A 25,997-nucleotide genomic window follows, 5' to 3' on the forward strand; every position below is an offset into this window, starting at 1 on the left:
TCAGGTGTGGTGTGTATATCCGTTTTTTTGGTAACGGCTGCTTATGGTTCCGCCCTTACGGCCAGCCCTTTCAAGGTCTTTGATAAAATCCCACAAAACTCCAGTCAGGGTGACGAAAGCGATGTGGGCAGAAGTTCTAGCGCGGTTTGAGAAAAAAGCACCGGCCAGTGTCATGACCAGAGCGATTCTGGAGCAGGCTGTTCCTGCCGAATGGATCGATCAGATGTTCGAAGAACATCGTCAACGGCAGTACCCGCGTGAGCTGTTGTTCTCAACCATCGTTGAGCTGATGTCCCTTGTTTCNGCTGTTCCTGCCGAATGGATCGATCAGATGTTCGAAGAACATCGTCAACGGCAGTACCCGCGTGAGCTGTTGTTCTCAACCATCGTTGAGCTGATGTCCCTTGTTTCRTTGGGCTTGCGGCCTTCACTGCATGCCGCTGCGCGGCAGATGGAAGACCTTCCTGTCAGTYTGGCGGCGCTGTATGACAAGATCAGCCGGACAGAGCCTGCGCTGTTGCGCGCTCTGATCATCGGCAGCGCAGAGCGCTTGGCCCCAACGATAAAAGAGCTGGGGCACTCAGCCATTTTGCCTGGCTGGCAACTGCGGGTCGTCGACGGCAACCACCTGCCTTCTAGCGAAAAACGCCTGGGCGCTTTGCGCCGTGAGCGTGGCGCYGCCCGGCCTGGTTTTTCCGTCGTGGTCTACGACCCCGATCTGGACCAGGTCGTCGATCTGCAGCCTTGTGAAGATGCCTACGCCAGTGAGCGTGTCAGCGTACTGCCCCTGCTGAAAAAGGCTTGTGCGGGGCAACTGTGGATGGCTGATCGACTCTACTGCACGCTCCCCGTCATGGAGGCCTGCGAAGATGCCAGGGCTTCGTTCATCATCCGCGAGCCGAGCAAGCATCCACGCCTGCTTAAGGAAAACGACTGGCAGGAGCCTGTCGCGGTCGCGGCAGGTAGCGTGCGCGAGCAAATCATCGAAGTTCAAGGTGGTCGCCAGTGGCGGCGTATCGAACTGACCCTGCAAAGCCCTACCGAGTCTGGCGACACCAGGCTGTTGTTCTGGAGCAACTTGCCCGACTCGATCAGTGCTGAGCAAATCGCCGATTTGTACCGCCGTCGCTGGAGCATCGAAGGGATGTTCCAGCGCCTGGAATCGGTGCTGGACAGTGAAATCGAAACTTTGGGCAACCCCAAGGCAGCCTTGCTCGGGTTTGCATCCGCAGTGCTGGCTTACAACGTCTTGGCGGTGCTCAAGCGCAGCGTTGAACAGGCCCATCGCCAGACCGTGCCCGACGATTGGGAAGCATCGATTTTTCACCTGACGGTACAGGTACGCAGCGGATATGAGGGCATGCAGATTGCCTTGCCGTCAGAGCCCTTATCGATCCCCATCCCCGCAGTGAAATCGAAACTTTGGGCAACCCCAAGGCAGCCTTGCTCGGGTTTGCATCCGCAGTGCTGGCTTACAACGTCTTGGCGGTGCTCAAGCGCAGCGTCGAACAGGCCCATCGTCAGACCGTGCCCGACGATTGGGAAGCATCGATTTTTCACCTGACGGTACAGGTACGCAGCGGATATGAGGGCATGCAGATTGCCTTGCCGCCAGAGCCCTTATCGATCCCCATCCCCGCAGATGGGCTGGCTCCGTACCTACTGATGCTGGCGAAAAACGTCTTACCCAAAGCCGTCGCCAAGAGCAAACGGGGCCCGAAGGTGCCCAAATCCAAAGAGTGGCTGGAAGGCAAAGCCGCGAATGCTCACGTGTCGACGGATCGGGTGCTCAAGGCCGCTAAAGCCAAAAGACCTTGAAAGGGCTGGCTGTAAGAGCGGAACCGCCAGCCGCCGTTACCAAAAAAACGGATATACACACCACCCATCCAGAAAAACGCAAATAGATTCTTCCCCAAAAAAGCCCCAACTGCCCTAGCCAACAGCCAGAATAGTCGCCACCAACGCCAGAGCCCGAGGCACCAGCGTATCCAGTTCCAGGTACTCACGCTCGGTATGAACCTTGCCACCCACCGGCCCGAGACCACACAGCGTCGGAATGCCCAGGCTGGCAGTGAATCCAGAGTCAGCACAACCACCGGTGAACTCGCCCTCCACACTGAAACCCAGCGCCAGGGCCTTTTGTTGGTAGATGTGCAGCAGCCGTTCGCTGTGACAGGCTTCCATCGGCAGAAAGGTTGTCGCCTCCTTGAGGATGGCGCGGGTGCCGATCAGCTCTTCTTCCGCGACGATGCCCAGGATCGCGGTAAAAATCTGATCCCAGTGCTCGAGTTCGATGAAGCGCACGTCCAGCCGGGCAGAGGCGCTATGCGCGACGGTGTTGCTGGAGGTGCCACCGGCTATCAGGCCAACATTGGTCGTGATGCCTGCCGCGTAATCGGTCAAGGCATGCAGCTTGACGATCTTGCGCGCCAGGGCTTCGATGGCACTGGCGCCGTCGGCATGGTTGACCCCGGCATGCGCCGCGCGGCCGCTGACTTCGATGATCAGCGTGGCGCCGCCTTTGCGTGCGCTGACCACGTTGCCGCTGGCCCGGCCGGGTTCGGTATTGAGCACGGCACGGGCGGCACGGGCGGCGTTTTCGATATGGGGTCTGGCGCTGCCGGAGCCGATTTCTTCGTCACCGGTGTACAGAGCCTGCACCGGATAGGGCAACGGACCGGCGCGTTTGAGTGCCTTGAGGGCGAAGCAATTGAGCACCAGGCCGCCTTTCATGTCGGCGACGCCGGGGCCATAGGCGAGGTGGGCGTCGCGGCTGTAGCCGCGAGTCGAGGTGGTGCCTTTGGGGAACACCGTGTCGCGGTGGCCCAGCAACAGCACCGGCTTTCCAGAGGTGCCTGGCACTTCGGCGAGCATCACGTCGCCAAAACCATCGACCGGCATGCGCTTGAGCAGGATGCCGTCGGCTTCCAGTTCCGCCGCGAGCAGCGCGCCCACCGCGTCGACGCCGGCCTTGTCATAGCTATTGGAGTCAGTGTCGACGATACGCTGCAGCAGCGCTTCCATGGCGTGGCGCTGGCCGGCAAGCCAGTCCAGCGCCTGTTGTGGCGTGGCGCTCATTGCGCCTGCTCCCGCAACTGATGCTCCTGAGCCAGGCGTGCCGCGTCGTTGCCCAGGTCCCAGAACAGGCCGGCCATGATTTGCAGGCTTTCTTTGACTACCGGTGCCAGCAAGTGCTCGTTCGGCGCATGTTGCGAGCAGGCCGGGTACGAGTGCGGCACCCACAATGTTGGCAGGCCGAGCACGTCGGCGAACACGTCGTTGGGCAGCGAACCCCCGAGGTTTGGCAGCAGCGCAGGCTTTTTGCCGGTGGTCTGTGTCAAGGAGCTGAGGGCCCAATTGACCCACGGGCTTTGCGGGTCCAGCCGAGTGGCATGCATCACATCGATGCGGCTTGGCTTGACCTCGACATTGCTGAAGCCATGAGCATCCAGGTGGGCACGAACAGCCGGGATGAAGGTCGTGTAGTCGCTGTTCACCACGAAGCGGATATGGCAGTGGGCATTGGCTTTACCAGGGATCGCATGCACGGGGGCGTCCGGGTTGCCGGTCTTGAAGGCGATGACGTCGAGGGTGTTCCAGCCGAACACCTTTTCGCTCAGGGAGAGCTGCGGGTTACCCCAGTTGGCGTCGATGTCCGGATCGCCCGGCCCGCCACCCACGTCAATGTCGGCCAGCGCCTGGCGAACCGGCTCCGGCAGTGTCTCGGGCTGCAGGCCTGCCACCTTCACCCGGCCCTGTTCATCGATCATGCTGGCGATGGCATTGGCCAGAATGATGCCAGGGTTGGCCAGCAAGCCGCCCCAGTTGCCAGAGTGATGGGCGCCTTCGCGCAAATTGACCACCAGTTCGAAGTTGAACACCCCGCGCGAGCCGAGAAAAATCGTCGGTCGGGATGCAGCCAGGCGCGGGCCGTCCGAGGCGATGAAAACATCCGCCGCGAGCTCTTCGCTGTGGGCGGCACAGAACGCATTCAAGCCCGGAGAGCCTTCTTCTTCGCCCATTTCCAACAGCAGTTTGACGTTAAAACCCAGCTTGCCGTCGCGAGCCTTGAGCGTTTGCTCCAGCGCGGTCAGGTTGATCAGGTGCTGGCCTTTGTTGTCCGCCGTGCCGCGGCCATACCAGCGATCGCCTTCGACCGTGACTTGCCACGGTGACAGGCCTTCACGCCATTGCGCCTCATAGCCGCGCACCACATCACCGTGGCCGTAGCTGAGTACGGTCGGCAGTTCTGGATGCTCGATGCGGGTGGCGATCATGAAGGGCCCACGCTCTGCCACCGGGTTGTCATAGATATTGACGCTGAAGCCCATCGCCTTGACGTGGGGGGTGATGAAGTCATTGAGGTAGCGATACAACTCGGGCTGGCTGTCCGTTGCCTGGCTTTCGGTGGGCAAGGCGACGCTACGTTCGAGCAGATTGAAAAAGGCGCCGTTGTCGAATTGCTCTGTGGTGTTGCTGATGGCCAATGAACGACTCATGAGTGGACGAGCTCCAGTGTTTGGGCAGGATTGTCGTGAAGGTGGCAACGCACGTTGCCCCCGATAATGGAATCATTGGCCGGGTAGGCCGTTTTGCACGGTGCGAAGCAGCTCGGGCAGCGCGGGTGGAAAGCGCAACCGGACGGCGGTGACATCGGATTGGGAAAGGTGCCGTGCAGGCCGATATCGGGAATGCCCAGGTGCGGATCGGGCGTGAGTACCGAATCCAGCAAGGCGCGGGTATAGGGGTGGCCGGGTTCAGCAAACAACGATTCGCGCGTACGCTCTTCGACGATGCGCCCCAGGTACATCACCGCGACCCGGTCGGCGAGGTGTTCGATGACCGCGAGGTTGTGGCTGATCAGCAGATAGGTCAGGCCGAATTCGCGCTTGAGGTCTTGCAGCAGGTTGAGAATCTGCGCCTGCACCGACACATCCAGTGCTGAGGTGGGCTCGTCGCAGATCAGCACATCGGGGCGCATGATCAGCGCCCGTGCGATCGCGACTCGCTGGCGTTGTCCGCCGGACAGCTGGCTCGGGTAGCTGTCGATCACCCGCTTGGGCAGACCGACCACATCAAGCATCGCTTCGGTCTTCTTGCGCCGCTCGGCGGGGCTGCCGATGTCATGCACGATCAGCGGCAGGGTAATGATCTCGCGCAGTGTCTTGCGTGGGTTCAGCGAGGAATACGGGTCCTGGAATATCGGCTGAATGTGCCGGGACATTGCCTTGCGATCAGTCGCCGCCAGGTGTTTGCCGTTGACCAGCACATCGCCGCTGGTAGGCGGCAACAGACCGAGCAGTAGCTTTGCCAGGGTACTTTTTCCGCAACCGGACTCGCCTACCAGACCGAGGGTTTCGCCCCGCATCAGACGCAGGGAAACGCCATCTACGGCTTTCAGGGTGGCGGCGGGTTTGAAAAAGCCCTGGTTGATCCGAAACTCGCGGCGGATGTCACACAGCTCCAAAACGATGTCTTTTTTCATGACTGTGCACGCTCCTGAAGGCGAATCGGTGCCGGCGCCGGTGCGGCGAACAGGCAGCGGGCCATGTGTCCGTTCTGTTCGACTTCGGGGATGTCCTGCGCGCAGGTCGGTATCGCCTGACCACAACGATTGCGGAAGGCACAACCTTGCTGTTCGCCTACCAGGCTCGGCACCAGGCCTGGAATCGAACCCAGCGCCTCACCCGGTTTGGTCTGGCCAGGGATTGGAATACTGGCCAGCAGACCACGGGTGTACGGATGCTGCGGGTTCTCGAACAGTTGCAGGGCAGGGGCGGTCTCGACGATTTCCCCGGCATACATCACGGCGACCCGATCGGCGATCCGTGCCACCAGCCCAAGGTCGTGGGTGATGAAGATCACCGCCAGGCCGAGTTCTTTCTGAATGTCGCGAATCAGGCGCAGGATCTGCGCTTGAATGGTCACGTCCAGTGCAGTGGTGGGCTCATCGGCGATGATCAGGTCCGGTTCGCACATCAACGCCATGGCAATGATCACCCGCTGGCGCAAACCGCCAGACAGTTGATGCGGATACTGCCGCAAGCGCTCGGTGGCATTGCTGATGCCGACTTTCTCCAGCATCTGCCCGGCGCGAACCAGGGCATCCTTGCGCGAGACCTTGCGATGCCGGGTCAGCACTTCGCTGAGTTGATCGCCAATGCTGTAGGCCGGGTTCAGCGAGGTCATCGGTTCCTGGAAGATCATCGCCAGGCGATTGCCGCGCAGGTCGCACATGTGCCGTTCGCTCTGGCCGATCATGTCGATACCGTCCAGCGTCAGCCGCGACGCGGTACGTTTGGCCTTGCGTGGCAACAGGTCCATCAGCGCCAGCGACGTCAAGGATTTACCGCAGCCGGATTCGCCGACGATGCACAGCATTTCACCGCGCTCGACTTCAAAGCTCAGGCCGCGAACTGCATGCAGCGTGTCATCCGGCGTCGGGCTGTTGCCCATGGGGATATCCACGCGCAGGTTTTCTACATGGAGTAGTGCCATGTTAGGTACTCCTCTATCAGTTGCGGCCGTCGGGCAGGATCAGATCGCGCAGGCCATCGCCGACCAGGTTGATGCCCAGCACCAGAATCATCAGGGCGACGCCGGGAATGGCGATGACCCACGGGGAAAAGAACATGTAGGGTTTGCCTTCGGCGATCATCAAGCCCCAGGACGGCGTCGGCGGCTGCACACCCACTCCGAGGAATGACAGTGCCGACTCCAGCAGGATCGCGTGGGCCATTTCCAGCGTCGCGACGACGATCAGCGCGCCGACCAGATTAGGCAGGATTTCACTGACCAGAATGCGCAGGGTCGAGCAGCCCAGCGCCTGGGCCGAGGCCACATATTCAGCATCGCGAATCTGTTGCACCGAAGCCCTGACCACTACTGCGAAGCGATCCCAGAGCAGGCAGCCGAGCAGCACAATCACCACTTTCAGCGAGCCACCCATCAGCGAGGCCGAGGCCAGCGCGACCATCACGACGGGCATCGCCAGCCGGGTGGTGATCAGGTAGCTGATAAACGCATCGACCTTGCCGCCGTAGTAACCCGCCAACAGCCCCATGACGGTGCCGATAAAGCCGGAAATAAGCGCCGCCGCAATGCCGATGAACAATGAAATACGTGCGCCGTAGAGCAGTCGTGACAGGTAATCACGGCCCAGCTTGTCGGTTCCCAGGATGTATTCCCAGGTGCCGTTGGCCATCCATACCGGCGGCTTCATACGCAGCATCACGTCTTGCGCATAAGGGTCATAAGGTGCCAGCCACGGCGCGAAGAGTGCCCCGGTGAAGATCATCAACAACAACACCGTGCCGATGGCGAAGCCACGATGACGAAAGCTCTTGCCAAGTACGCGGCTCAGGCTGCTGGGGGGTGGCAGGTAGTCATTGATCGCGAGGGTAGTGGGGGTGCTCATGTAAGCCTCCTAGCGCACGCGAATGCGCGGGTCGAGCAGTGCGTTGAGCACATCGGCCAGCAAGGTGAGGATGATGTAGATCACTGCGATGAGCAGGACCACGGCCTGTACCACCGGAAAGTCATCACGGGCGATGGCGTCCCAGCCGAGTTGTCCGATGCCTTGCAGGGAGAACACGGTTTCGATCACTACCGAACCGCCGAGCATGAAGCCAAATTCCACCGCCGCCAGGGCGACGACCGGAATCAAGGCGTTGCGCAGCGCATGCTTGAACAACACGCGGGCAGGGCGCAGGCCCTTGGCGCGGGCGGTGCGGATGTAATCGGAACTGAGCACATCAAGCATGCCGGCACGGGTCAGGCGCATGATTGCCGGCGTCGCGTAATAGCCCAGGGCAATGGCCGGCATGACGAAGTGCAGCAGAGTCGAGTTGCCGGACACCGGCAGCCACTTGAGCGTTACCGCAAACACCACGATCAGCATCAGCGCAAACCAGAAACTTGGCATTGCCTGACCCAGCACCGCGATGCTCAAGGCCAATCGGTCAACCCAGGTGTCGCGTTTGACCGCGGCCAGCACGCCCAGTGGAATCGCCACCAGCAAGGCGATAGCCAGCGCCATGGCGCCTAACCCGAGGGTAATCGGCAAGCGGCTGGCGACGAGGTTGTAGACCGACTCCTGAAAGAAAAACGAGTTGCCCAGGTCCAGCCGCAACAAATCGCCCAGCCAGTTGAAGTACTGGGTCGGTAGCGGTTTGTTCAAACCGTACTGCACGCGGATCTGTTCGATCTGCTCGCTGGTGGCTTCCGGTCCGCCAATGGCCGTGGCCAGGTCGCCGGACAGGTGCAAAAGAGAAAAGCTGATCACCGACACGGTAATGGCAACGCAAATGGCGATGCCCAGACGGCGCAGAAGGAATCCAAGCATGGCAAGTTTCCTCATATCCAATGGATGACAGGTATGGGGAGGTGTCCGTGGTGCGGGTCAGTTCGCAAGCCACGGCACCTCTCGATCAATCCGCTCGGTTACGGATTACTTCCAGCTGGACTGAACGAAACGCGGCAGCTCATCCGGGTACGACGTGAACGCGAGTTCGGAGGTGTAGGCGTAGTTCATCGAGTAGTTGAACAGCGGTGCCCAGTACGCCTGTTCGCTGATGCGCTGCAACGCCTTGCGGTAGTTGTCCTTGCGCAATTGCGGGTCGAGGGCGTTGTCAGCGGTCTGCAACCAGCTCTGGACTTGCGGATCCTTGATGTTGTCGTCCGGATTGCCCTTGAACCAGGTGCCGGCCGAGGCCGAGGTGTCGAGGATCGAGAACGAGCCCCAGGCCTGAAACGACATCGGCACCTTGCCGCCACGTTGTTGATCGCGCAGGGCGGCGTACTTCAAGTAGCGCAACTTGGCGTTGATGCCCACGGCCCGCAGGTTGCCGATGATGGCTTCGACATAATCCCGGTCGCGATAAGCGAAGATTTCTGTCTCGAAGCCATTGGGGTAACCGGCTTCGGCGAGCAGCGCCTTGGCCTTGGCCGGGTCGTAGTTGTAGACCGTGGCCGCGGTGGTATCGCAGCCGAACTGGCCTGGATAACAGGCCACCTGCAAGGGCTTGGCTTCGCCCCCCACCAATTGCGTGGCCAGCGCGTTGCGGTTGATCGCATGGTTGATGGCCTGGCGCACCTTGAGGTGCTTCATCGGCGAGTTTTCAGTAGAGGTGCCTCGAGCATCGAGAATCAGGAAACCGATGCGCATGGTTTCGCCGCTGGTCACGGTCAGGTTCTGCATACCTTTAAGGTCGACTGCCTGATCCGGGGTCACACGCCACGTCCAGTCGACACCATCGGTCATCAACTCGGCCAGGCGGGTTTCTGCATCCGGGATCACCCGGAACTTCAGGTGGCCAATATGCGGCTTGCCTTGTGGGCTGTCTGGAAAGTAGTCCTTGTTGATCTCCATGGTCACGCCTTCGCCAGCCACCACCGACACGGCTTTATACGGCCCGGTACCCACTGGCTTGCGGCTGAATTCGGCCAGGCCGACCTTCTCGAAGTACTGCTTGGGAAACATGGGAACGGCGTTGGACAGGTATTCCAGTGCCGGAGGGAAAGGTTTTTTCAAATGCAGGCGGACGCTGTAGTCACCGGTTTTTTCGGCGCTCTTGATCCAGTCTACGTTTTGCACGGTAACGACTTTCGCTTCGGGCGACACCACGTAGTTGAGGGTGAACACCACGTCGTCGGCGGTGAAGGTGTCGCCGTTGTGAAATGTGACGCCTTTGCGCAGCTCAAAGTCGAGGGTGGTGTCGTCGACCTGTGTCCAGCGGGTGGCCAACATGGGTTTGTATTCGCCGCTGGTGGGGTCGCGGTAGATCAGGTTGTCCCAGATCAGCCGGCCGAGAATCACCCCTTCGCGTAAATCGTTGTGGTAGGGGCTGATGTTTTCAGGCTCGCTGTCGGAAGCGTAAACCAGCGTGTCGTTGGCTTTACCGGCATGCGCCGGAAAACTGCTGATGAGGCCCATCAGCGCAAAACTGCAGGCGAAACCTTTGATGCCCATGCCGTCGTCTCCGTTGGCGAGAGTGGTTGAATCAAAGGGCAGCGAATCGCAAATGCGGTAAACGAGGAGGAGAAGCTCAGGCGTAGTTTTTTTTGGTCTGGACACGAATGTAGGGAAAGGCTATCAATGCCACAAGCACAATCTTTCGATACTTGCTTTGCCGAAAAGGCAATCCTCGGGGGCTCCGATGCAGCTGTATGGCGTGCAATCCACGGCGTTGCGCTATTTTCTGGAAGTCGCGCGGTGCGGATCGATCAGCGAAGCGTCGGTGCGGCTCAATGTTGCAGCGTCAGCGGTAAGCCGACAGATTTCCAAGCTTGAGTTGGCCCTGGATGCCAGCCTATTTGAGCGCCGTGCCCGAGGCATGGTGCTCAGCGAGGCGGGGGCGCGACTGGCGGCCTACGCGCGCAAGTCGCAGCTTGAGGCCGAGCAGGTGGTGCTGGAGATCACCGAGTTGCATGGCTTGCAGCGGGGCCATGTGCACGTTGCCTGCTCTGAAGGGTTTGCACTGGAATACATGCCCAGGAGCATCAGCGCGTTCCGGCGTGAGTATCAGGGCATTCATTTCACCTTGGAGGTCTGTGCGCCTGCCGAAGCGACCGAGAAGGTGCGTTCCGGCGAAGCCGATCTGGCGATGACCTTCAGCCTGACGCCGCAAAAGGAGATCAAGGTCGAACATGTCCTGAGCGGGGCGATTTTTGCCGTGGTCGCCAATTCCCATCCCTTGGCCGGGCGTGAAGCGGTCAGCCTCGCTGAGCTGCAGCCCTGGCCCATTGCGTTACCCAAGGCCGACACCACGATACGGCAACTGTTCGACATCTGTTGCGGGGTACAGGGGTTGTTGTTCGACCCGGTGCTGACCACCAACTACGTTGCCGCCCTCTATAGCTTCGTCCGCGAAGAGGGCGTTATCAGCTTGGCCAGCGAAATGACCTTGCAAAAGCAGGTGGCGGACGGGGTCTTGCAATGCGTGCCGATCCTTGACGAAGGCATGCAGGCACGCCGCATCGAACTGCAAAGCATGGCTGGCCGCAATCTACCGGCAGCGGTGTGTGCCTTCAGGGATTTTCTGATTGCGGATCTGGCGAAAGCGAAGCGTCTCTGAAAAAGAGGCACTCCGTGAGGCTTCGGCGGGGCGCGTCAGATAATGGCGGTCGGGCACTTCACGTTACTTTTTCACAATAGCCATCCTGCGACCACTCATGAAACACAACAGACCACCCATCGCGGTCAGCGCGCTCAACGCATAGAACATCGTCGGTGCCGGAGTATGCATCAGCAGGTATCCGCAGATCACCGGGCTCAGGGCGCCGCCGAGCGCTGCCAGGTTTTGAGCACCGTAGTAGCTGCCGCGCAGTTCTTCCGGGGCCAGGGTATCGACGAAAAGGAATTCGGCCGGGTAAATGATCATTTCACCGAGGGTGAAAATGAACATCGCCACGCACCAGCTCACCATGTCGTCCGCCAGGCTGAAGCCGATCAGGCCAAGCATGAACAGGCTGGTGCCCGCGGCAATCCAGTAGCGCAGCTTCTCGCGATCGAGGAACCGGCCGATCTGGTATTGCAGCACAATTACGGTGATGGCGTTGCAGGCGAGCAGGGCGGCCATGATGTCCAGCGCGCGTTTGGAGTCGTGGGTCACCAGCAGGTATTGCGACAAGTAGAGGGTGAAGCGTCCGTGCACCACGGTGCTGAGCAGGCAGCCGCAGGTGAACATGATCAGGGTACGGTCGTTTTTCAGGGTCTTGAGCGTCTTGAGAAAACTGGGTGGTTGACCAATGACCGGTGTCGGCGCGGCATCCCTGGGGATGCCGGTCATCAGGAAGATGCTGAAAAACGCGATGCCACCGGCGATCAGGAATGGCCCGATCGGGTAGACACCGGCAATCACCACGCCGAGCATGGGGCCGGTGGCATAGCCGATGTTGGTCAGGGTGTAGCGCAGGGAAAATGCCTTGGCGCGTTGGCCCATGGGCAGGTTTTCGCTGAGGATCGTTTTCGAACCGATAAGGAACAGCGCCGACGCGGTCTCGGTGATCACCACGGTCAGGGTGGTCAGGTAGAGGTTTTCGGCAAAGGTCAGCAGGATGAAACCGATGGCACTGGAGAGCATCGCCAGGATCAACAGGCGGCGCTTTTCCAGGCGGTCGATGACATAGCCGCCATACAGCGCCAACAGGGTGGCGATGAACACGGCGATACCGAGCAGCAAGCCGACGTCCTGTTGGTTGAGGCCCAACTTATTGCTCAGGAATAACGTGAGCAATGGACTGGTAATGGCGCGGCTGACGACGATGGTCAGTGACACGATCATCAAGCGTCGGATAACGAGCGAGTAAGTGGCCACGGGGGTGCAAATGTCCTTATTCAGATGTTTGGCGTTCGCCGCAATACCGCGTCGCGGCTATCGCGGACAAGCCACCGATCCAGTGTGCGTACCGATTGCAGTTCTTCAATGCGCCACAGTTGCCCCAGCAATCCTTCAGCCTGTTCCCGCGGCATCACCCGCATCGCCAGGCTGAAAAATTTCTCTTCCAGAGCCACATCAGTCAGCGGATTGCCTGGCGCGCCCAATAGCACTTCTACGCACAAGCTCGCCTGCCGGCCGTCCACGGTCCGCAGCGTCACCACGGGCTCGCCATCCTCGGACAGGTGCGGGTCGACTTCAAGGTGAATGCGCGACAGCCATTGGGTCATGCGCGGATCGTTACTTTGTGAATCGTCATACGCCTGCAATCGACAATGCCCTTGTACCAATCGCGCGGCCAAGGCATACGACAGGCTCATTTGCGCCGCGGCAAGGGTGCTGACGTCCCGGCTGCCACACATGTTGTGAAGAAACCCGCTCAGTAGCACCTGCACGTCTTCGACCTGGTCGACCCGTACATTCAGTTGATCCAGCAGCAGCCCCAGGGCGTCGATGGCCGAATGGGTCCCGCGGCAGGAGGCATAGGGTTTGATCGAGCAACGGGCAAGCTTCCAGACCACACCGAGGTCTGCATCCAGCGCTTCGGGCATGGAGGTCTTCGGGGCGAGGGTTTTCAGAAAACCACCCCAGACCTCGTCGAACAACTGCGTCGGCCCGCTGATGCCCTGTTGGGCAAACCGCGCCGCCAGTAGCCCACCTTCTGCGGCACGTCCGCTGTGCAGTTTCTTGCTTTGCGAGCCGTCGTGGATGAAGGCCCACAGGCCACCGCTGAAGCTGCCGGCAATGCCTAGCGCCGCGAGGGTTTGCCGCGCATCCAGGCCCAGGATCCGCGCACTGGCTGCTGCGGCACCGAACACGCCACAGGTGGCGGTGGAATGCCAGCCTGCGCCGTTGTGGGCTGAATAGCCACCGCATGCTTCGAGCACCCGCCGGCCCACTTCGTAGCCGATCACTACGGCACTGATGAACTCACGACCACTCACTGGCCGCGGGAGCAGCGAAACGGCCGCCATCACCGCCGGCAGCACAACGGCACCGGAATGATCGCAGCCACCGGTGTCGTCCAGCTCCAGGGCATGGGCGGCAACACCGTTAAGCATCGCTGCCTGAGCCGCGCCTACCTGCAGGTCAGTGCCCCAAACCGACACCTCCCCCGTTTCACCGGCAAACACCTTGCGCGCCTGTTGCGCGACATCGCTATCGGCTCCGGCCAGCGTTGCGCCGAACGTATCGAGAATGTGCCGCTTGGCTTGCGCCACCAACGCAGGCGGCAAATCTTCAAAGCGCAGGTCAACACAGAATTGCGCCAGACGTTGCAAACGTTCGCTCATAAAACGTAATCCCGATAATGCCGCTCGTAAACTGACGCCGGATGATCCTCGGCGACCGGTGTTGCGGTTTCTGCCCACCACTGCGCGACCTCGGCACCCGTGGCGATCCACACGTCATCGTGCTGTTGAATGCCCTCGATCAACTCGCGCAACACGCCTATCCGTCCTGGCGTGGCGATGATTTCCGGGTGCAGGCGAAGCACGTAGCACAGGCCGAAGCGATGAAACCCGGCGAAGTCCATTTGCAGGTTGCCCAAGGTGTGGCTGTAGGATGCGATCCGCGATTGCGCCGGCGGTACCGCCGGGCTCAAGTTGAAGGCGAAGTAAGGCTCGTCTTCCAGTTCATAATGCAGGGGCAGTTCAATGACGCTGGATGCCGTCGGGTGAGCGAATGGCAAGTCATCGCCGCGCCACGACGAGGACCATCGAATGCCCTGGGCTTTCAAGGCCTCGATGAACCCCGGCGCACCATTGCCCGCCGGGATTCGAAAGCCGAGCGGACGCTGGCCGGTCAGCCCGGCCAGGGCCTCACAGCCCTTGGCGATGTCATCGCTTTGCGCGGCCAGGTCCAGCGTGTCGTAGTCCTGATGACGATAGCCAGCGCAGGCGATTTCATGGCCGTCGGCCTGGATCGCCTGAATGTGTTCGGGGTTTTCCTGTGCAACGATACCGGGGACAAACCAACTGCTGGAGACCCCGAGTTCCTTGAACAGGCCGAGCAACCGCTGCACGCCGCGTTGGGTACCGTAGCGCCATACCGACAAGGTCTTGTCACGCCCGGCGACTTCCGGGGCTTGGGTCAGGATGCCGTGAATGTCGTTGTAATCGACGGTCAGTACCACGGCGCAGCGATAGCCTTTCGGCCAGGGAGTGGAATCAGCCATGGTGATGCTCCTTCAGCCACCACTGGGCGACGTCGCGGCAGGTGGCGAACCACACGTCGTCGCGCTGGCGCATGTGTTCGAAGAGTTTTTCCAGCAGCAGGATGCGCCCCGGCTTACCGGTAATCTTGGGGTGGAACAGGGTGGTCAGGCATAACCCTTCGTCCATCGCGCCGTCGTACTCGCGGCACCAGTTATCCAAGGTCAGCGCGTAGCTGGCCGTGCGGTCCAGCCCGGAAGGGAAATTCGGCGCGCGGGTGTAGGCGAGGGAGGCGTAGTCGTCCATTTCCCAGCGGCCAGGGATTTCCACCAGCGGCGTATCGAACCCCGGTACGTTCACCAGGTACGGTCGATCGTCACCGCGCATGCTGCTGGAGTAGGTAACACCGGCCTCCACCAGCATTGCCGGGGTTTCGGCGCGCCAGTCGCCGGACGGCGTCCGAAAACCTTCAGCGCGAATGTTCAGGTGTTTCCAGAACACCTCGCGGGAGGTGTTCATCACCTCTTTTTGCTGATCCAGCGTCAGGGCGTAAAAAGATTCGTGTTTGTAGCCGTGATAAGCCACCTCATGCCCGCGCTCGACAATCGCCTGGCACTGTCTCGGCCAGTTCTCCACGACCCAGGCCGGGACGAAGAATGTCGTCGGGATACGAAACGCGTCGAGCAGATCGAGCAGGCGTGGTAGCGCCCGGTAAGGGCCATAGCCACCGAAACCGAAGTACTCGGGCTTGCGCCAGATCGAGCCGTTGAGCATGGCGTCACCGGTCGGGCCATCGAGGTCGAAGGCCAGGGCCAGACAGGCCTTGTATTTGTCAGGCCAGGTGGGTTGGGGCGAGGAGGACATCTGTAGTGCTCCAATAATCTTTCAAATACACAACCACATCCCTGTGGGAGCGAGCTTGCTCGCGATGAAGCCGGCACATTCAACATCTGCGCCGGCTGATCCACCGCTTTCGCGAGCAAGCCCGCTCCCACATTGGATTAGGGGAGGCTGCGCGGTTACTTCCCGGCGTTGATGGTCACGGTCTTGATCGCACCCAGTTCCAAGTCCCACTTCTTCAGGATCGCCTGGTAGCTGCCGTCATCGATCATGCTCTGCAGTGCAACCTTCACTGCCTCGCTGAGCTCGGGTTTTTTCTTGCTCACACCCATCCCGCTGAACTGCTCGGAGATCGGCAGGCCCACGGTCTTGTACATGTCCTTTTCCTGGGTCTTGAGGTAGGGCAGGGTTTCGCTGCCCTGCATGGCCGCATCGATGCGGCTCTGGCGCAGTTGCGCACGGGCATCGGCCGAGCCTTCGGTGCCGATCACATTGATCGCAGGCTTGCCGGCGGCTTCACAGTTAGCCTTGCTCCACTCGGCGATTTCCGTCGGGAAGGTGGTGCGGCGGCTGGTGCCGACCTTCTTGCCGCACAGGTCGACGATCTCGTTGGTGTCCTTGTTTTTCTGCAGGGTGTAGAACTGCGGACCGCTGGTGAAGTAGTCGATGAAGGTCACGCTGGCCTGACGTTCGGCGGTGTCGGTCATGCCCGACAGCACGATGTCCACGCGGTCGGTGGTCAGGGCGTTGATCATTTGTTCGAAGCCGGTTTCCTGCCATTTGATCTTCACGCCCAGGCGTTCGGCCAGGGCATTGCCCAGGTCATAGTCCAGACCGGTGAGGGTGTTGGTGGCCGGGTCCTTGAAATCCATCGGCGGGTAGTTCGGCATGATCGCTACGACGATCTCGCCCTTGGCCTTGATGCTGGCCGGCAACTCGGCGGCAAAGGTGAAGCCGGATGCCATAACGCCTGCGAGCAATGCTGGAATAACGAAGTTCTTCATGGTCGTTCTCTTTTGAGTGTTGTGAGCGCCAACGGGCGCCTAGGTTCGAACGGCAGAAATGAAGCTTTGGGTGCGAGGGTTTTGCGGACTTATTAGTATTTCTTCGGGGCTTCCAGCCTCCACGATCTGCCCGCCGTCCATGAACACCATGCGGTTGGAAACCTCGCGAGCGAAGCCCAGTTCATGGGTGACGACGATCATGGTCATGCCGGTCTGCGCCAGATCGCGCATGACCGACAGCACCTCACCGACCAGTTCCGGGTCGAGTGCCGAAGTGGGTTCATCGAACAGCATCAGCTTGGGACGCATGGCCAATGCACGAGCAATGGCGACGCGCTGCTGCTGGCCACCCGAAAGCTCGATCGGGTAGCTGTTGCGCTTGTCGACCAGGCCGACGCGGGCGAGCAGCTCCAGGGCTTCTTCATTTGCCTCTTTGGGTGAACGCTTGAGCACCTGGCACGGCCCTTCGATGATGTTTTGCAGCACGGTCATGTGCGGGAACAGGTTGAAACGCTGGAACACCATGCCGGTGGCCAGGCGTTGACGGGCGATCTGCGTTTCGTTGAGTTCGTGCAGCTTGTTGCCGACGATCCGGTAACCCACCAGTTCGCCGTCGACCCACAGGCCGCCTTTGTCGATTTTTTCCAGTTGGTTGACGCAGCGCAGCAAGGTGCTCTTGCCCGAGCCGGACGGGCCGATGATGCACAGCACTTCGCCTTGCTCGACTTCGATGTCGATGTCCTTGAGCGCGTGGAACTGGTCGTAATATTTGTTCAGGCTCACGGCCTTGACGATGCTTCTCATGTGGGGCTCCTCAAGAACGCTTGCCGGCACCGCGGGCGAAACGACGCTCCAGACGGCTTTGACCAAAGGACAGGACGGTGACGGTGGCCAGGTACCAGATACCGGCGACGATCAGCAGCTCCATCACGCGGGCGTTGGCGTAGTAGATGTTCTGGGCGTTGTAGAGCAGTTCCGAGTACTGGATGACGCTCGCCAGCGAGGTCATTTTCACCATGCCGATGAACTCGTTGCCCACCGGTGGAATGATGATGCGCATGGCCTGGGGCAGGATGATTCGACGCAGCGCTTGCAGGCGCGGCATGCCGATCGACTTGGCGGCTTCATACTGCCCCGTGTCCACGGAGAGCAGGCCGGCACGCACCACTTCGGCAGTGTAGGCACCCTGGTTGATGCTCAAGCCAAGCAGGGCCGCCATGAATGGGCTCATCAGGCTCACGGTGTCCATTTCGAACAGGCCGGGAATGCCGATGGTGGGGAAGATCAGCGCCAGGTTGAACCACAGCAGCAGTTGCAGGATCAGCGGCGTACCGCGAAACAGCCAGGTGTAGGTCAGCGCCACATAGCGCAGGATCGGGTTGGCCGACATGCGCATGATCGCGGTGATCACGCCGAACACGATCCCCAGCGCCATCGCCAGCACCGCCATGACGATGGTGTTGAGCAAGCCCCACATGATCGCCTGGGAGGTCAGGAACTGGCCGATGTACGACCATTCGATCTTGCCTTCGGCGAAGGCGCGCACCAGGCCGATGAGTGCGATGACGATCACCGTGGCGAAGAAGATCCGCCCGTAGTAGCGCCGGGGCACATGATCGTACTGGGTGATGTCGAACTGGTTTTCCGCCAGCTTGCGCTCCGCCTGGAGTCGTTCTGCCTGTGTCTGGCTCATGGTGGTTCTCCGTACTCGGTTTCGGCGCTATCGCTGTGGGAGCGAGCTTGCTCGCGATAGCGGTGGGTCAATCCACGTTGATGTTGAAGGTGAAACCGTAATCGCGAGCAAGCTCGCTCCCACAGGTTTTGTGTGCAGCTTCAGAGGCGGAAGCCCTGATAGTCCTCGGTCCATTGCTGCTGGGCGGCGAGGGCGGTTTTCAGCCGGCCGATCTGTTCGCGCACCTGTTGTGGCGCGGTCCCGCCCCAGCCGCTGCGGGCAGCGATGGCGGCTTCGAGGGTCAGGCTTTCGCGTACTTGCGGTGTGAGGCGCGGGTCGATTTCCGCCAGCAGCGCGGGGGAGGCTTCCCACAATTCGATGTCGTGTTTCTCGCAAGCCTGGACCAACGCACCGGTGATCTCGTGAGCTTCCTTGAACGGCACGCCGCGCACCGCCAGCCAGTCGGCGACTTCGGTGGCGAGGGTGAAGCCCAGCGGTGCCTGGCGACGCAGTTCTTCGACGTTGACCTTCATGGTCGCAACCATTCCGGCCATGGCCGGCAGCACCAGCAACAGGGTGTCGACGCTGTCGAGCACGCCGTTCTTGTCTTCGCTCAAGTCGCGGTTGTAGGACAGTGGCAAGGATTTGAGGGTGGACAGCAGGCCGGTCAGGTTGCCGATCAGGCGTCCCGCCTTGCCCCGTGCCAGTTCGGCGATGTCCGGATTCTTTTTCTGCGGCATGATCGAACTGCCGGTGGCATAGGCGTCATCCAGCGCGACCCAGCGGAACTGCCGCGACGACCATAGGCAAAACTCTTCGGCCAGGCGCGAGATATTGATGCCGAGCATGCTGGCGATGAACAGGAACTCGGCGACGTGATCGCGGCTGGCCACGGCGTCGATGGAGTTTTCGCAAACACCGCTGTAGCCCATTTCCTTTGCCGATTGCTGAGGCAGACGCGCGATAGCCGAGCCAGCCATGGCCGCCGCACCCAGTGGCGACAGCGACGTACGCACGTCCCAGTCCACCAGGCGCTGCACGTCGCGCAGCATCGACTGGGCGTGGGCCAGCAGGTGATGAGCAAACACGATCGGTTGTGCCTGTTGCAGGTGGGTGAAGCCGGGGCAGATGCTCTCGATGTGTTGCTCGGCCTGGTCCACCAGCGCTTGCTGCAAGCCCAGCACTTCAACGGCCAGGGTGCGCACGTGGTCACGCAGGAACAACCGCAGGTCGTTGGCGGTCTGGTCGTTGCGCGAACGACCGGCACGCAGCTTGCCACCCAGGGCGCCAAGACGTTCGGTTAGCAGGCGCTCGATGAAGGTGTGGACGTCTTCGTCATCCAGGGTCGGGGCGATGCTGCCAGCGCGAAAGTCCGCGCCGATGTGTTCCAGGGCGTCGAGCATGGTCAGGGTTTCCTGCTCGCTCAGCAGCCCGGCGCGCTGCAATTCCCGGGCATGGGCCTTGGAGCCGGCCAGGTCGTACGGGGTGAGTCGGAAGTAGCGTTCAGGGCAACGGGACAGGGCCGCCAAGGCTTCGGAAGGGCCGCTTTTGAAGCGAGCTCCCCAGAGACGGTCGGTGGTTTGGGACATTGTTGTTTTCCTCGTCGGTAATGCGAACTGAAATGGGTAATCCGGACCGAAACGTCGCTGAAAAATAGGCGAGCGAAATCAGGCCAGAGCAGTTTTCAAGGGGGCAGTTGCAACGGAGCGAGAGCTGATCGAAGTGTCAGCTTTTAATGTTTCGAGATCAGTGACTTGGCACTGAAACCGGGGATTTATTGACGGTTGCCAAGCCTGCTTTTCTGTGTTCATTATTATTAGGCCAGCTATATTTTTTGTTGTTGGACACAGATTGTTGAATAGGGCGCCAGAGGTAAATAAGCATTATGGAAACCCCACTTTCCAATTCCGGAAACCCACCGCCGAAACCTCAGCAACGGGCACCGTTAGCCCTCAGTGGGCTGGACTTCAAACTGCTCAAGGTGTTCAAGGCCGTGGTCGAGGCAGGAGGCTTCAGTGCCGCGCAAAATGAGCTGAATGTGGGGCTGGCAGCCATCAGCAAACAGATCTCCGACCTGGAGATTCGTATCGGCATGCGCCTTTGCACGCGGGGTCGAGAGGGCTTTCACCTGACAGAAGAAGGGCGTCTGGTGTATCAGGCGTCAATAGATTTATTTGCCTCGGTCGACAACTTTCGTGATCGTCTTAGTTCTGCGCAAAATGAACTTGTCGGCGATCTTGGTGTGGGGGTTATTGACAATACAATCTCTGATGCCAATTCACCGTTAGTTGCCGCGCTTAAACGTATGAATGAACAATCGCCCAAGGTCAGGTTTCAACTTCAGGCCACGCAACTTGATGAGGTTGAAAGAGGTGTCGTCGAGGGGCGATTGGTGGCGGGAATTGTGCCGATTTATCAGAAACGCGAAGAGTTTGATTACTACGCGTTATACGAAGAACGCTCGGAGGTTTATTGCGCGCTCGGCCATCCTCTGTTCTCCATGGCGGACGCGGACATGGGGGAAAATGTGCTCAAGGATTACGAGTGCATCAACCACCGCTACGCGATTCATCGCGACAAACTGAAATTTGCCCACTACGACAGCTTTTCCGCCTCGGCAACCCAGGTGGAAGCCGTTGCACTGCTGATCAAGACGGGGCGTTTCCTGGGCTTCCTGCCCCAGCATTACGCCGCGTCGATGGTGGCGCGGGGCGAGTTTCGCGCGGTGCGCCCGGACCTGTTCAACATCGTCACACCGTTCAGTCTGATACTGCGTCACAACATTGTGCGCAGTCCCCTGGTCAAGGCATTTGCCCAGGCACTCGGCGTGGATTTGAAAGCTTCGGTTTGATTGTTTGCCGCGTTAAACACTAACGGACACGGGTGGCGAATGAGGATGATTGACCGAGCTTAAAGCCCCAGCATTTACAACAATACTAACGCCGTACTATTGGGCCAATCTGTTGCGTCGCGAGCATTCTGAAAATTCGCCCGCCATTGATTTGGATACAAAGGGAAACCGACCGGCTGCTTGACGCCTTGGAAAGCGCGTTTGCCGCGTTGCAAGCCTGCGCCTGCCTTATTGGTAAAGTCTGCCGAGGCCGGCTTGTTAAACGGTGATTTGTACTGCGTAGCCCGGGCCTTTCACCATTTATGCACGGTGTCATGGTGGTGTAATAAGCCCATGACGCCTCGATGCCCAATAAGGACCGCATTCATGAGCTTTCTTCGCCCCAAGTACATCACCTTCGACTCCTACGGCACACTGACCAACTTCAGGACGACGGCCCTGACGCGTGAGTTGTTCGCTGATCGCGTTTGTGCAGACTAGATGGATACCCGAACATGCCAGCTCCTTTAGTTCTTGTAGAAACTTCCCCCAACCTGCCGGCGAGCGCTGACGTGGTCGTGATTGGCGGCGGCATCATCGGAGCCTTTACCGCCTATTATCTGGCCAAGCGCGGCATGAAGGTCGCCCTGGTCGAAAAAGGCCACGTAGGGGCTGAGCAATCGAGTCGCAACTGGGGATGGTGCCGTCAGCAAAATCGCGACGCGCGTGAGCTGCCGATGGCTACCAAGAGCCTGGAGTTGTGGGAGCAGTTCAGCGCGCAAACCGGTGAGCAGACGGGTTTTACGCGGTGTGGCTTGCTTTACCTGAGCAATGACGAGAAGGAATTGGCGGGGTGGGCGCGCTGGGGGGAGTTTGCTCGTACCGTCAATGTGACGACGCACATGCTGACCGCACAACAAGCCGCCGAGCGGGGAAGGGCTACCGGCAAACAGTGGAAAGGCGGGGTCTTTGCCCCCACCGATGGGATCGCCGCCCCCTCCCGTGCGGCGCCGGCAGTCGCTCGGGCCATCCTGGCCCTTGGCGCAACGGTACATCAGGGCTGCGCTGTCCGTGGCGTCGAGACCGAAGGCGGGCGGCTGTCGGCGGTGGTCACCGAAAAAGGCACTATCCGCACCCGCTTGGCGGTCCTTGCTGCGGGTGCCTGGGCGTCCTCGTTCTGCCGCCAATATGGCATTCGCTTTCCCCAGGCCACTGTTCGTCAGACTGTGCTTTCGGTCTCTGCTCCAAGCCAGGAATTACCCAGCGCATTGCACACGGCAGGAGCCTCCATGACTCGTCGCTCCGACGGGAGCTATACGCTGGCGATCAGCGGCCGGGGGCGTGTTGACGTCACCCCTCAGTTGCTTGGTTTCTCCGCGCAATTTCTACCAATGTTTCATCGCCGATGGCGCAATCTGGCGCCAGGGGGGCTGGAAGGCTGGCGCTCAGGTCATGAAAGCTGGCAACGCTGGCGCCTGGACCAACCGACGCCGATGGAGAAAATGCGCGTGCTCGATCCTACCGCTGATGCCTCGACAGTTGCGCTGACCTATAAACGTGCGGTGGAGCTGGTTCCACTGTTGAAAGACTCTCAGGTCACTGCGGCCTGGGCCGGTTATGTGGACAGTACCCCTGACGGCGTACCAGGGATCGGCGAAATGGCCAGCCTCCCAGGCCTGATATTGGCTGCCGGGTTCAGTGGTCATGGTTTCGGCATTGGTCCGGGCGCGGGGCATTTGATCGCCGACATCGTCAGTGGCATGACCCCGATCGTCGATCCTCGACCTTATCACCCGGACCGCTTTCATACGTCGGCCTGGGGAAAAGTTGCGGACTTCTGACTGGCGGCTGTGTATCGCTCAGCTTGAAGCGCAGGGTCGACTTTCTGCCCCGCCCAAGCCAGTTGAACGGGCGATTAACCTGGCAATGACCGAACGGATCGAACCGAGCGATCTTGCCGTTAACGCGCAGTCACGACGATGACAGACCAACGGGGAATGTAAAATTTTTACGGTTTTTTTACGGTAGGTGTTTTGGCCCACAACGATACTGGCCGCGATTTTCCGATCGTCCAAGCGCCTTGCATTTCCAATGGCCCTGGCAAATCGTATTGCTCAAGGATGGCATACACTTCCCCCCGTAATTTGAGAGACGCAACCCTTGAGCGAAGCAGCGATTCCCGCCCACGAAGACTCCCCTACCAAAACATCAGGAGTGGGCTTGCTCGTCGCCGCGGTGGGCGTGGTTTATGGGGACATTGGCACCAGCCCGCTTTACACACTCAAGGAAGTGTTCGCCGGTCACTACGGCGTCCAGGCCAACCAGGACGGTGTACTGGGTATTCTGTCGTTGATCTTCTGGTCACTGATCTGGGTCGTCTCGATCAAGTACGTGCTGTTTATCCTTCGCGCCAACAACCAGGGCGAGGGGGGCATCATGGCCTTGACCGCATTGGCACGTCGGGCTGCGGCGCCGTTTCCCAAAATGAGCAGGGTCTTGGTATTGCTCGGGCTGTTCGGCGCTGCACTGTTTTACGGGGACAGCATGATCACCCCGGCCATCTCGGTGCTCTCGGCGGTCGAAGGGCTGCAGCTTGCGTTCGATGGAATCGAGCAGTGGGTCGTTCCGCTGTCCGTGGTCATCCTGGTAGCGCTGTTCCTGATCCAAAAACATGGCACGGCGCGTATCGGCATCCTGTTCGGCCCGGTCATGGTGCTGTGGTTCATGGTGCTGGGTGCGCTCGGCATTTACGGCATCCTGCAACGTCCGGAAGTTCTGCAGGCGCTCAATCCTGCGTGGGCAGTGCAATTTTTTGTGGTGCATCCGGGGATTGGCGTGGCCATTCTGGGCGCCGTGGTGTTGGCATTGACCGGTGCTGAAGCACTGTACGCCGACATGGGCCACTTTGGCCGCAAGCCCATTGCTCGCGCCTGGTTCATTCTCGTGTTGCCCGGCTTGGTGCTCAATTACTTTGGCCAAGGCGCCCTGATCCTGGGAAACCCGGAGACCGTGCGCAACCCGTTCTATTTACTGGCGCCTGAATGGGCACTGTTACCGATGGTCGCGCTCTCCACACTCGCCACCATCATCGCCTCTCAAGCCGTGATCTCCGGTGCTTTTTCCCTGACTCGCCAGGCCATCCAGTTGGGTTATGTCCCTCGCATGTTTATCCAACATACCTCCAGCCAGGAACAGGGACAGATCTATATCGGTACGGTTAACTGGGCGTTGATGGTGGGTGTCGTGCTGTTGGTGATTGGTTTCGAGTCGTCCAGTGCGTTGGCCGCAGCTTATGGCGTCGCTGTGACGGGGACCATGTTGATCACGACAGTCTTGTCCTCGGCAGTCGTCCTGCTCCTGTGGAAAACGCCGCGCTGGCTGGCCATCCCAATGCTGCTCGGATTCCTGCTGGTAGACGGTCTGTATTTCGCGGCCAATGCACCCAAAATTTTTCAGGGTGGGGCGTTCCCGGTGATTGCCGGCATCAGCCTGTTCATTTTGATGACGACCTGGAAGCGGGGCAGAAAGATTATTGTTGAGCGGTTGGATGAAACCGCACTTCCTCTACCGCTATTCATCAGCAGCATCCGCACGCAGCCTCCCCATCGGGTGCAAGGTACGGCAGTGTTTCTTACGGCCAGGACAGATGCTGTTCCTCATGCACTGCTGCACAACCTGCTGCATAACCAGGTTTTGCATGAGCAAGTGGTATTGCTCACAGTGGTGTCCGAAGACAGCCCTCGTGTGAGTGCTGACCGACGGTTTGAGATTGAAGCCTATGGAGAAGGGTTCTTCCGAGTCAGTCTGCACTTTGGTTTTATCGAGGAGCCCGATGTCCCCTTGGCCTTGAGTCTCTGTCACTTGGCTGAACTGGACTTCAGTCCGATGCGCACCACCTATTTCCTCAGCCGGGAGACGGTGATCCCGACCAAGCGCATCGGAATGGCCCGTTGGCGAGAAACGCTGTTTGCATTTTTGCTGAAGAACGCCAATAGCAACCTGAAGTACTTCAAGTTGCCGTTGAACCGGGTGATAGAGCTGGGCACACAGGTCGAGATGTAAAAGAGTCATCGAGTATCCAGAGGGGCTCGTTCAATGCGGGCCATTCATGCTGGATGAACCACGCGTCAGACGCTTGAGCGCGATAACCATCAGGCCCCCGGCTACTACCATTCCCGTGAGAAAAAGCGGATAGGCAACCCACCAGGGAACGGCTGAGGTCATCATGCTGAACTCGGACATGCCACCAATGCTGGCGATTAGGTTGAGGGGCAGGAAAACCACATTGATCAGCGTCAGTTTGCGTAACAGGTTGTTCATGGTGTTGTTCATCAAATTGCCGCGTGCGTCGATCAAGCCGGCAAACACCCTGGAGTAGATTTCCGCTTGTTTGTTGCACTGGGTGTTTTCGATGATCAAATCGTCGATAAGCGCAATCGCCTCGACGCTGAAGTGCTCTTTTTCCGCATGGTTGCGCAGCCGAGTCAGGACAGCACCATTGCTGTGAATCGCATTGATGTAGTAGATCAGGCTTTCGCTGAGGTTAAACATCTGGACCAGATGTCGATTCTCCATCGAGGCGTTGAATTTCTGCTGCAGCTCGCGAGCCACCATCTTGATCACCTTGAGGTGACCCAGGTAGTGGTGGAGGTTGTTGAACAGTATGTCCAGCAGCACATCTTGCGTTGTGTGCAAGGGGTGCCGCTGCCCCAATCCACTCAACTGGGAGTCGTCAGTCGCGATTATCAGCAAGCGTGTCTTAGAGAAGAGCAAGCCGAACGATGAGACCTCAAAGGCCAGGCTATCTCCGCCCGAGTAACTTTCCGGACGCTTCCAGATCAAGAACAGGTTATCCGGATGGAATTCGATGCGTGAGACTTCGTCCGGATCCAGTGCCGAAGCCAGCGCGTGATCGTCCAGTTTGAACTCGCTGCGCAACAGATCTCGTTCTGCCGCATCGGGATTACTGAACAACATCACATCAGCATTGAGCTGTTCAACCGGTACCAGCGCCCCATTGGCGAGTAAGAAACTCTTGATCACGTCTGACCTATGGCGTTG

General features: G+C 59.7%; 20 protein-coding genes and 3 pseudogenes. 7 read left to right on the plus strand and 16 right to left on the minus strand.

What is annotated here, in order from left to right:
* Positions 1-304 precede the first annotated feature (304 nt).
* Together ASC85_RS01130 and ASC85_RS32815 are read left to right on the plus strand one after the other, a co-directional pair.
* Positions 305-1,396 (plus strand): annotated as a pseudogene (locus ASC85_RS01130) (IS4 family transposase); the annotation flags it as partial.
* Between the two features lie 11 nt (positions 1,397-1,407).
* Positions 1,408-1,818 (plus strand): annotated as a pseudogene (locus ASC85_RS32815) (IS4 family transposase); the annotation flags it as partial.
* A 114-nt stretch (positions 1,819-1,932) separates the two neighbouring features.
* On the opposite strand, the gene ASC85_RS01140 reads toward ASC85_RS32815, so the two are convergent.
* From ASC85_RS01140 to ASC85_RS01170, 7 genes are all read right to left on the minus strand, one after another.
* On the minus strand, positions 1,933-3,078 hold the full coding sequence (locus ASC85_RS01140; RefSeq protein WP_057447898.1) for a M20 family metallopeptidase: 1,146 nt from the start codon (positions 3,076-3,078) through the stop codon (positions 1,933-1,935).
* Positions 3,075-4,499 carry a M20 family metallopeptidase gene (locus ASC85_RS01145; protein ID WP_057447899.1) on the minus strand — a complete coding sequence of 475 codons (1,425 nt, stop codon included), beginning with the start codon at positions 4,497-4,499 and terminating at the stop codon, positions 3,075-3,077. The genes ASC85_RS01140 and ASC85_RS01145 overlap by 4 nt, the downstream gene beginning before the upstream one ends.
* Positions 4,496-5,485 carry an ABC transporter ATP-binding protein gene (locus ASC85_RS01150; RefSeq protein ID WP_057447900.1) on the minus strand — a complete coding sequence of 330 codons (990 nt, stop codon included), beginning with the start codon at positions 5,483-5,485 and terminating at the stop codon, positions 4,496-4,498. The genes ASC85_RS01145 and ASC85_RS01150 overlap by 4 nt, the downstream gene beginning before the upstream one ends.
* A complete protein-coding gene (locus ASC85_RS01155; RefSeq protein WP_057447901.1) occupies positions 5,482-6,498 on the minus strand; it encodes an ABC transporter ATP-binding protein in 1,017 nt (338 codons plus the stop codon). Before ASC85_RS01155 ends, ASC85_RS01150 begins: the two co-directional genes overlap by 4 nt.
* Before the next feature lie 16 nt (positions 6,499-6,514).
* Positions 6,515-7,417, minus strand: a complete 903-nt coding sequence (locus tag ASC85_RS01160; protein WP_057447902.1) for an ABC transporter permease — start codon at positions 7,415-7,417, stop codon at positions 6,515-6,517.
* A 9-nt stretch (positions 7,418-7,426) separates the two neighbouring features.
* Positions 7,427-8,344 (minus strand): ABC transporter permease, encoded by a 918-nt coding sequence (locus tag ASC85_RS01165; protein ID WP_057447903.1) that lies wholly within the window; start codon positions 8,342-8,344, stop codon positions 7,427-7,429.
* 105 nt (positions 8,345-8,449) lie between these two features.
* Positions 8,450-9,970 (minus strand): ABC transporter substrate-binding protein, encoded by a 1,521-nt coding sequence (locus tag ASC85_RS01170; RefSeq protein ID WP_057447904.1) that lies wholly within the window; start codon positions 9,968-9,970, stop codon positions 8,450-8,452.
* Positions 9,971-10,157: 187 nt separating this feature from the next.
* Between ASC85_RS01170 and ASC85_RS01175 the strand changes: the two genes are divergently transcribed.
* A complete protein-coding gene (locus ASC85_RS01175; RefSeq protein ID WP_014338931.1) occupies positions 10,158-11,075 on the plus strand; it encodes a LysR substrate-binding domain-containing protein in 918 nt (305 codons plus the stop codon).
* 63 nt (positions 11,076-11,138) lie between these two features.
* Here ASC85_RS01175 and ASC85_RS01180 read toward each other — a convergent pair whose 3' ends face one another.
* From ASC85_RS01180 to argH, 8 genes are all read right to left on the minus strand, one after another.
* Entirely contained in the window at positions 11,139-12,317 is a 1,179-nt protein-coding gene (locus tag ASC85_RS01180; RefSeq protein WP_057447905.1) for an MFS transporter, read from the minus strand.
* 20 nt (positions 12,318-12,337) lie between these two features.
* Entirely contained in the window at positions 12,338-13,729 is a 1,392-nt protein-coding gene (locus ASC85_RS01185; RefSeq protein WP_057447906.1) for an MmgE/PrpD family protein, read from the minus strand.
* On the minus strand, positions 13,726-14,613 hold the full coding sequence (locus ASC85_RS01190; RefSeq protein ID WP_057447907.1) for a polysaccharide deacetylase family protein: 888 nt from the start codon (positions 14,611-14,613) through the stop codon (positions 13,726-13,728). Before ASC85_RS01190 ends, ASC85_RS01185 begins: the two co-directional genes overlap by 4 nt.
* Complete coding sequence (locus tag ASC85_RS01195) at positions 14,606-15,454, minus strand: polysaccharide deacetylase family protein (protein ID WP_057447908.1); 849 nt, start codon at positions 15,452-15,454, stop codon at positions 14,606-14,608. Before ASC85_RS01195 ends, ASC85_RS01190 begins: the two co-directional genes overlap by 8 nt.
* 155 nt (positions 15,455-15,609) lie before the next feature.
* Entirely contained in the window at positions 15,610-16,434 is an 825-nt protein-coding gene (locus ASC85_RS01200) for an ABC transporter substrate-binding protein (RefSeq protein WP_057447909.1), read from the minus strand.
* Between the two features lie 39 nt (positions 16,435-16,473).
* Complete coding sequence (locus ASC85_RS01205) at positions 16,474-17,238, minus strand: amino acid ABC transporter ATP-binding protein (protein ID WP_057447910.1); 765 nt, start codon at positions 17,236-17,238, stop codon at positions 16,474-16,476.
* A gap of 10 nt (positions 17,239-17,248) precedes the next feature.
* The gene (locus ASC85_RS01210; RefSeq protein ID WP_057447911.1) at positions 17,249-18,127 is read right to left on the minus strand and encodes an amino acid ABC transporter permease; all 879 of its coding nucleotides are present in this window, start codon (positions 18,125-18,127) and stop codon (positions 17,249-17,251) included.
* Between the two features lie 140 nt (positions 18,128-18,267).
* On the minus strand, positions 18,268-19,695 hold the full coding sequence (argH, locus tag ASC85_RS01215) for an argininosuccinate lyase (protein WP_057447912.1): 1,428 nt from the start codon (positions 19,693-19,695) through the stop codon (positions 18,268-18,270).
* Between the two features lie 296 nt (positions 19,696-19,991).
* Here argH and ASC85_RS01220 point away from each other — a divergent pair, with 296 nt between their 5' ends.
* The 4 genes and pseudogenes from ASC85_RS01220 (at position 19,992) to ASC85_RS01230 (ending at position 24,998) form a co-directional block, all read left to right on the plus strand.
* Positions 19,992-20,957 carry a LysR family transcriptional regulator gene (locus ASC85_RS01220; protein ID WP_057447913.1) on the plus strand — a complete coding sequence of 322 codons (966 nt, stop codon included), beginning with the start codon at positions 19,992-19,994 and terminating at the stop codon, positions 20,955-20,957.
* A gap of 366 nt (positions 20,958-21,323) precedes the next feature.
* Positions 21,324-21,434: pseudogene (locus ASC85_RS31985) on the plus strand (haloacid dehalogenase type II); the annotation flags it as partial.
* Positions 21,435-21,451: 17 nt separating this feature from the next.
* Entirely contained in the window at positions 21,452-22,777 is a 1,326-nt protein-coding gene (locus ASC85_RS01225) for an NAD(P)/FAD-dependent oxidoreductase (RefSeq protein ID WP_057447914.1), read from the plus strand.
* A gap of 319 nt (positions 22,778-23,096) precedes the next feature.
* Positions 23,097-24,998: a potassium transporter Kup gene (locus ASC85_RS01230; protein WP_057447915.1), complete on the plus strand. Its 1,902-nt coding sequence runs from the start codon at positions 23,097-23,099 to the stop codon at positions 24,996-24,998.
* Positions 24,999-25,028: 30 nt separating this feature from the next.
* Here ASC85_RS01230 and ASC85_RS01235 read toward each other — a convergent pair whose 3' ends face one another.
* The gene (locus tag ASC85_RS01235) at positions 25,029-25,979 is read right to left on the minus strand and encodes a magnesium transporter CorA family protein (RefSeq protein ID WP_013692972.1); all 951 of its coding nucleotides are present in this window, start codon (positions 25,977-25,979) and stop codon (positions 25,029-25,031) included.
* Positions 25,980-25,997: the final 18 nt, after the last annotated feature.

The sequence above is a fragment of the Pseudomonas sp. Root401 genome (assembly GCF_001425105.1).
Lineage (GTDB): Bacteria > Pseudomonadota > Gammaproteobacteria > Pseudomonadales > Pseudomonadaceae > Aquipseudomonas > Aquipseudomonas brassicacearum.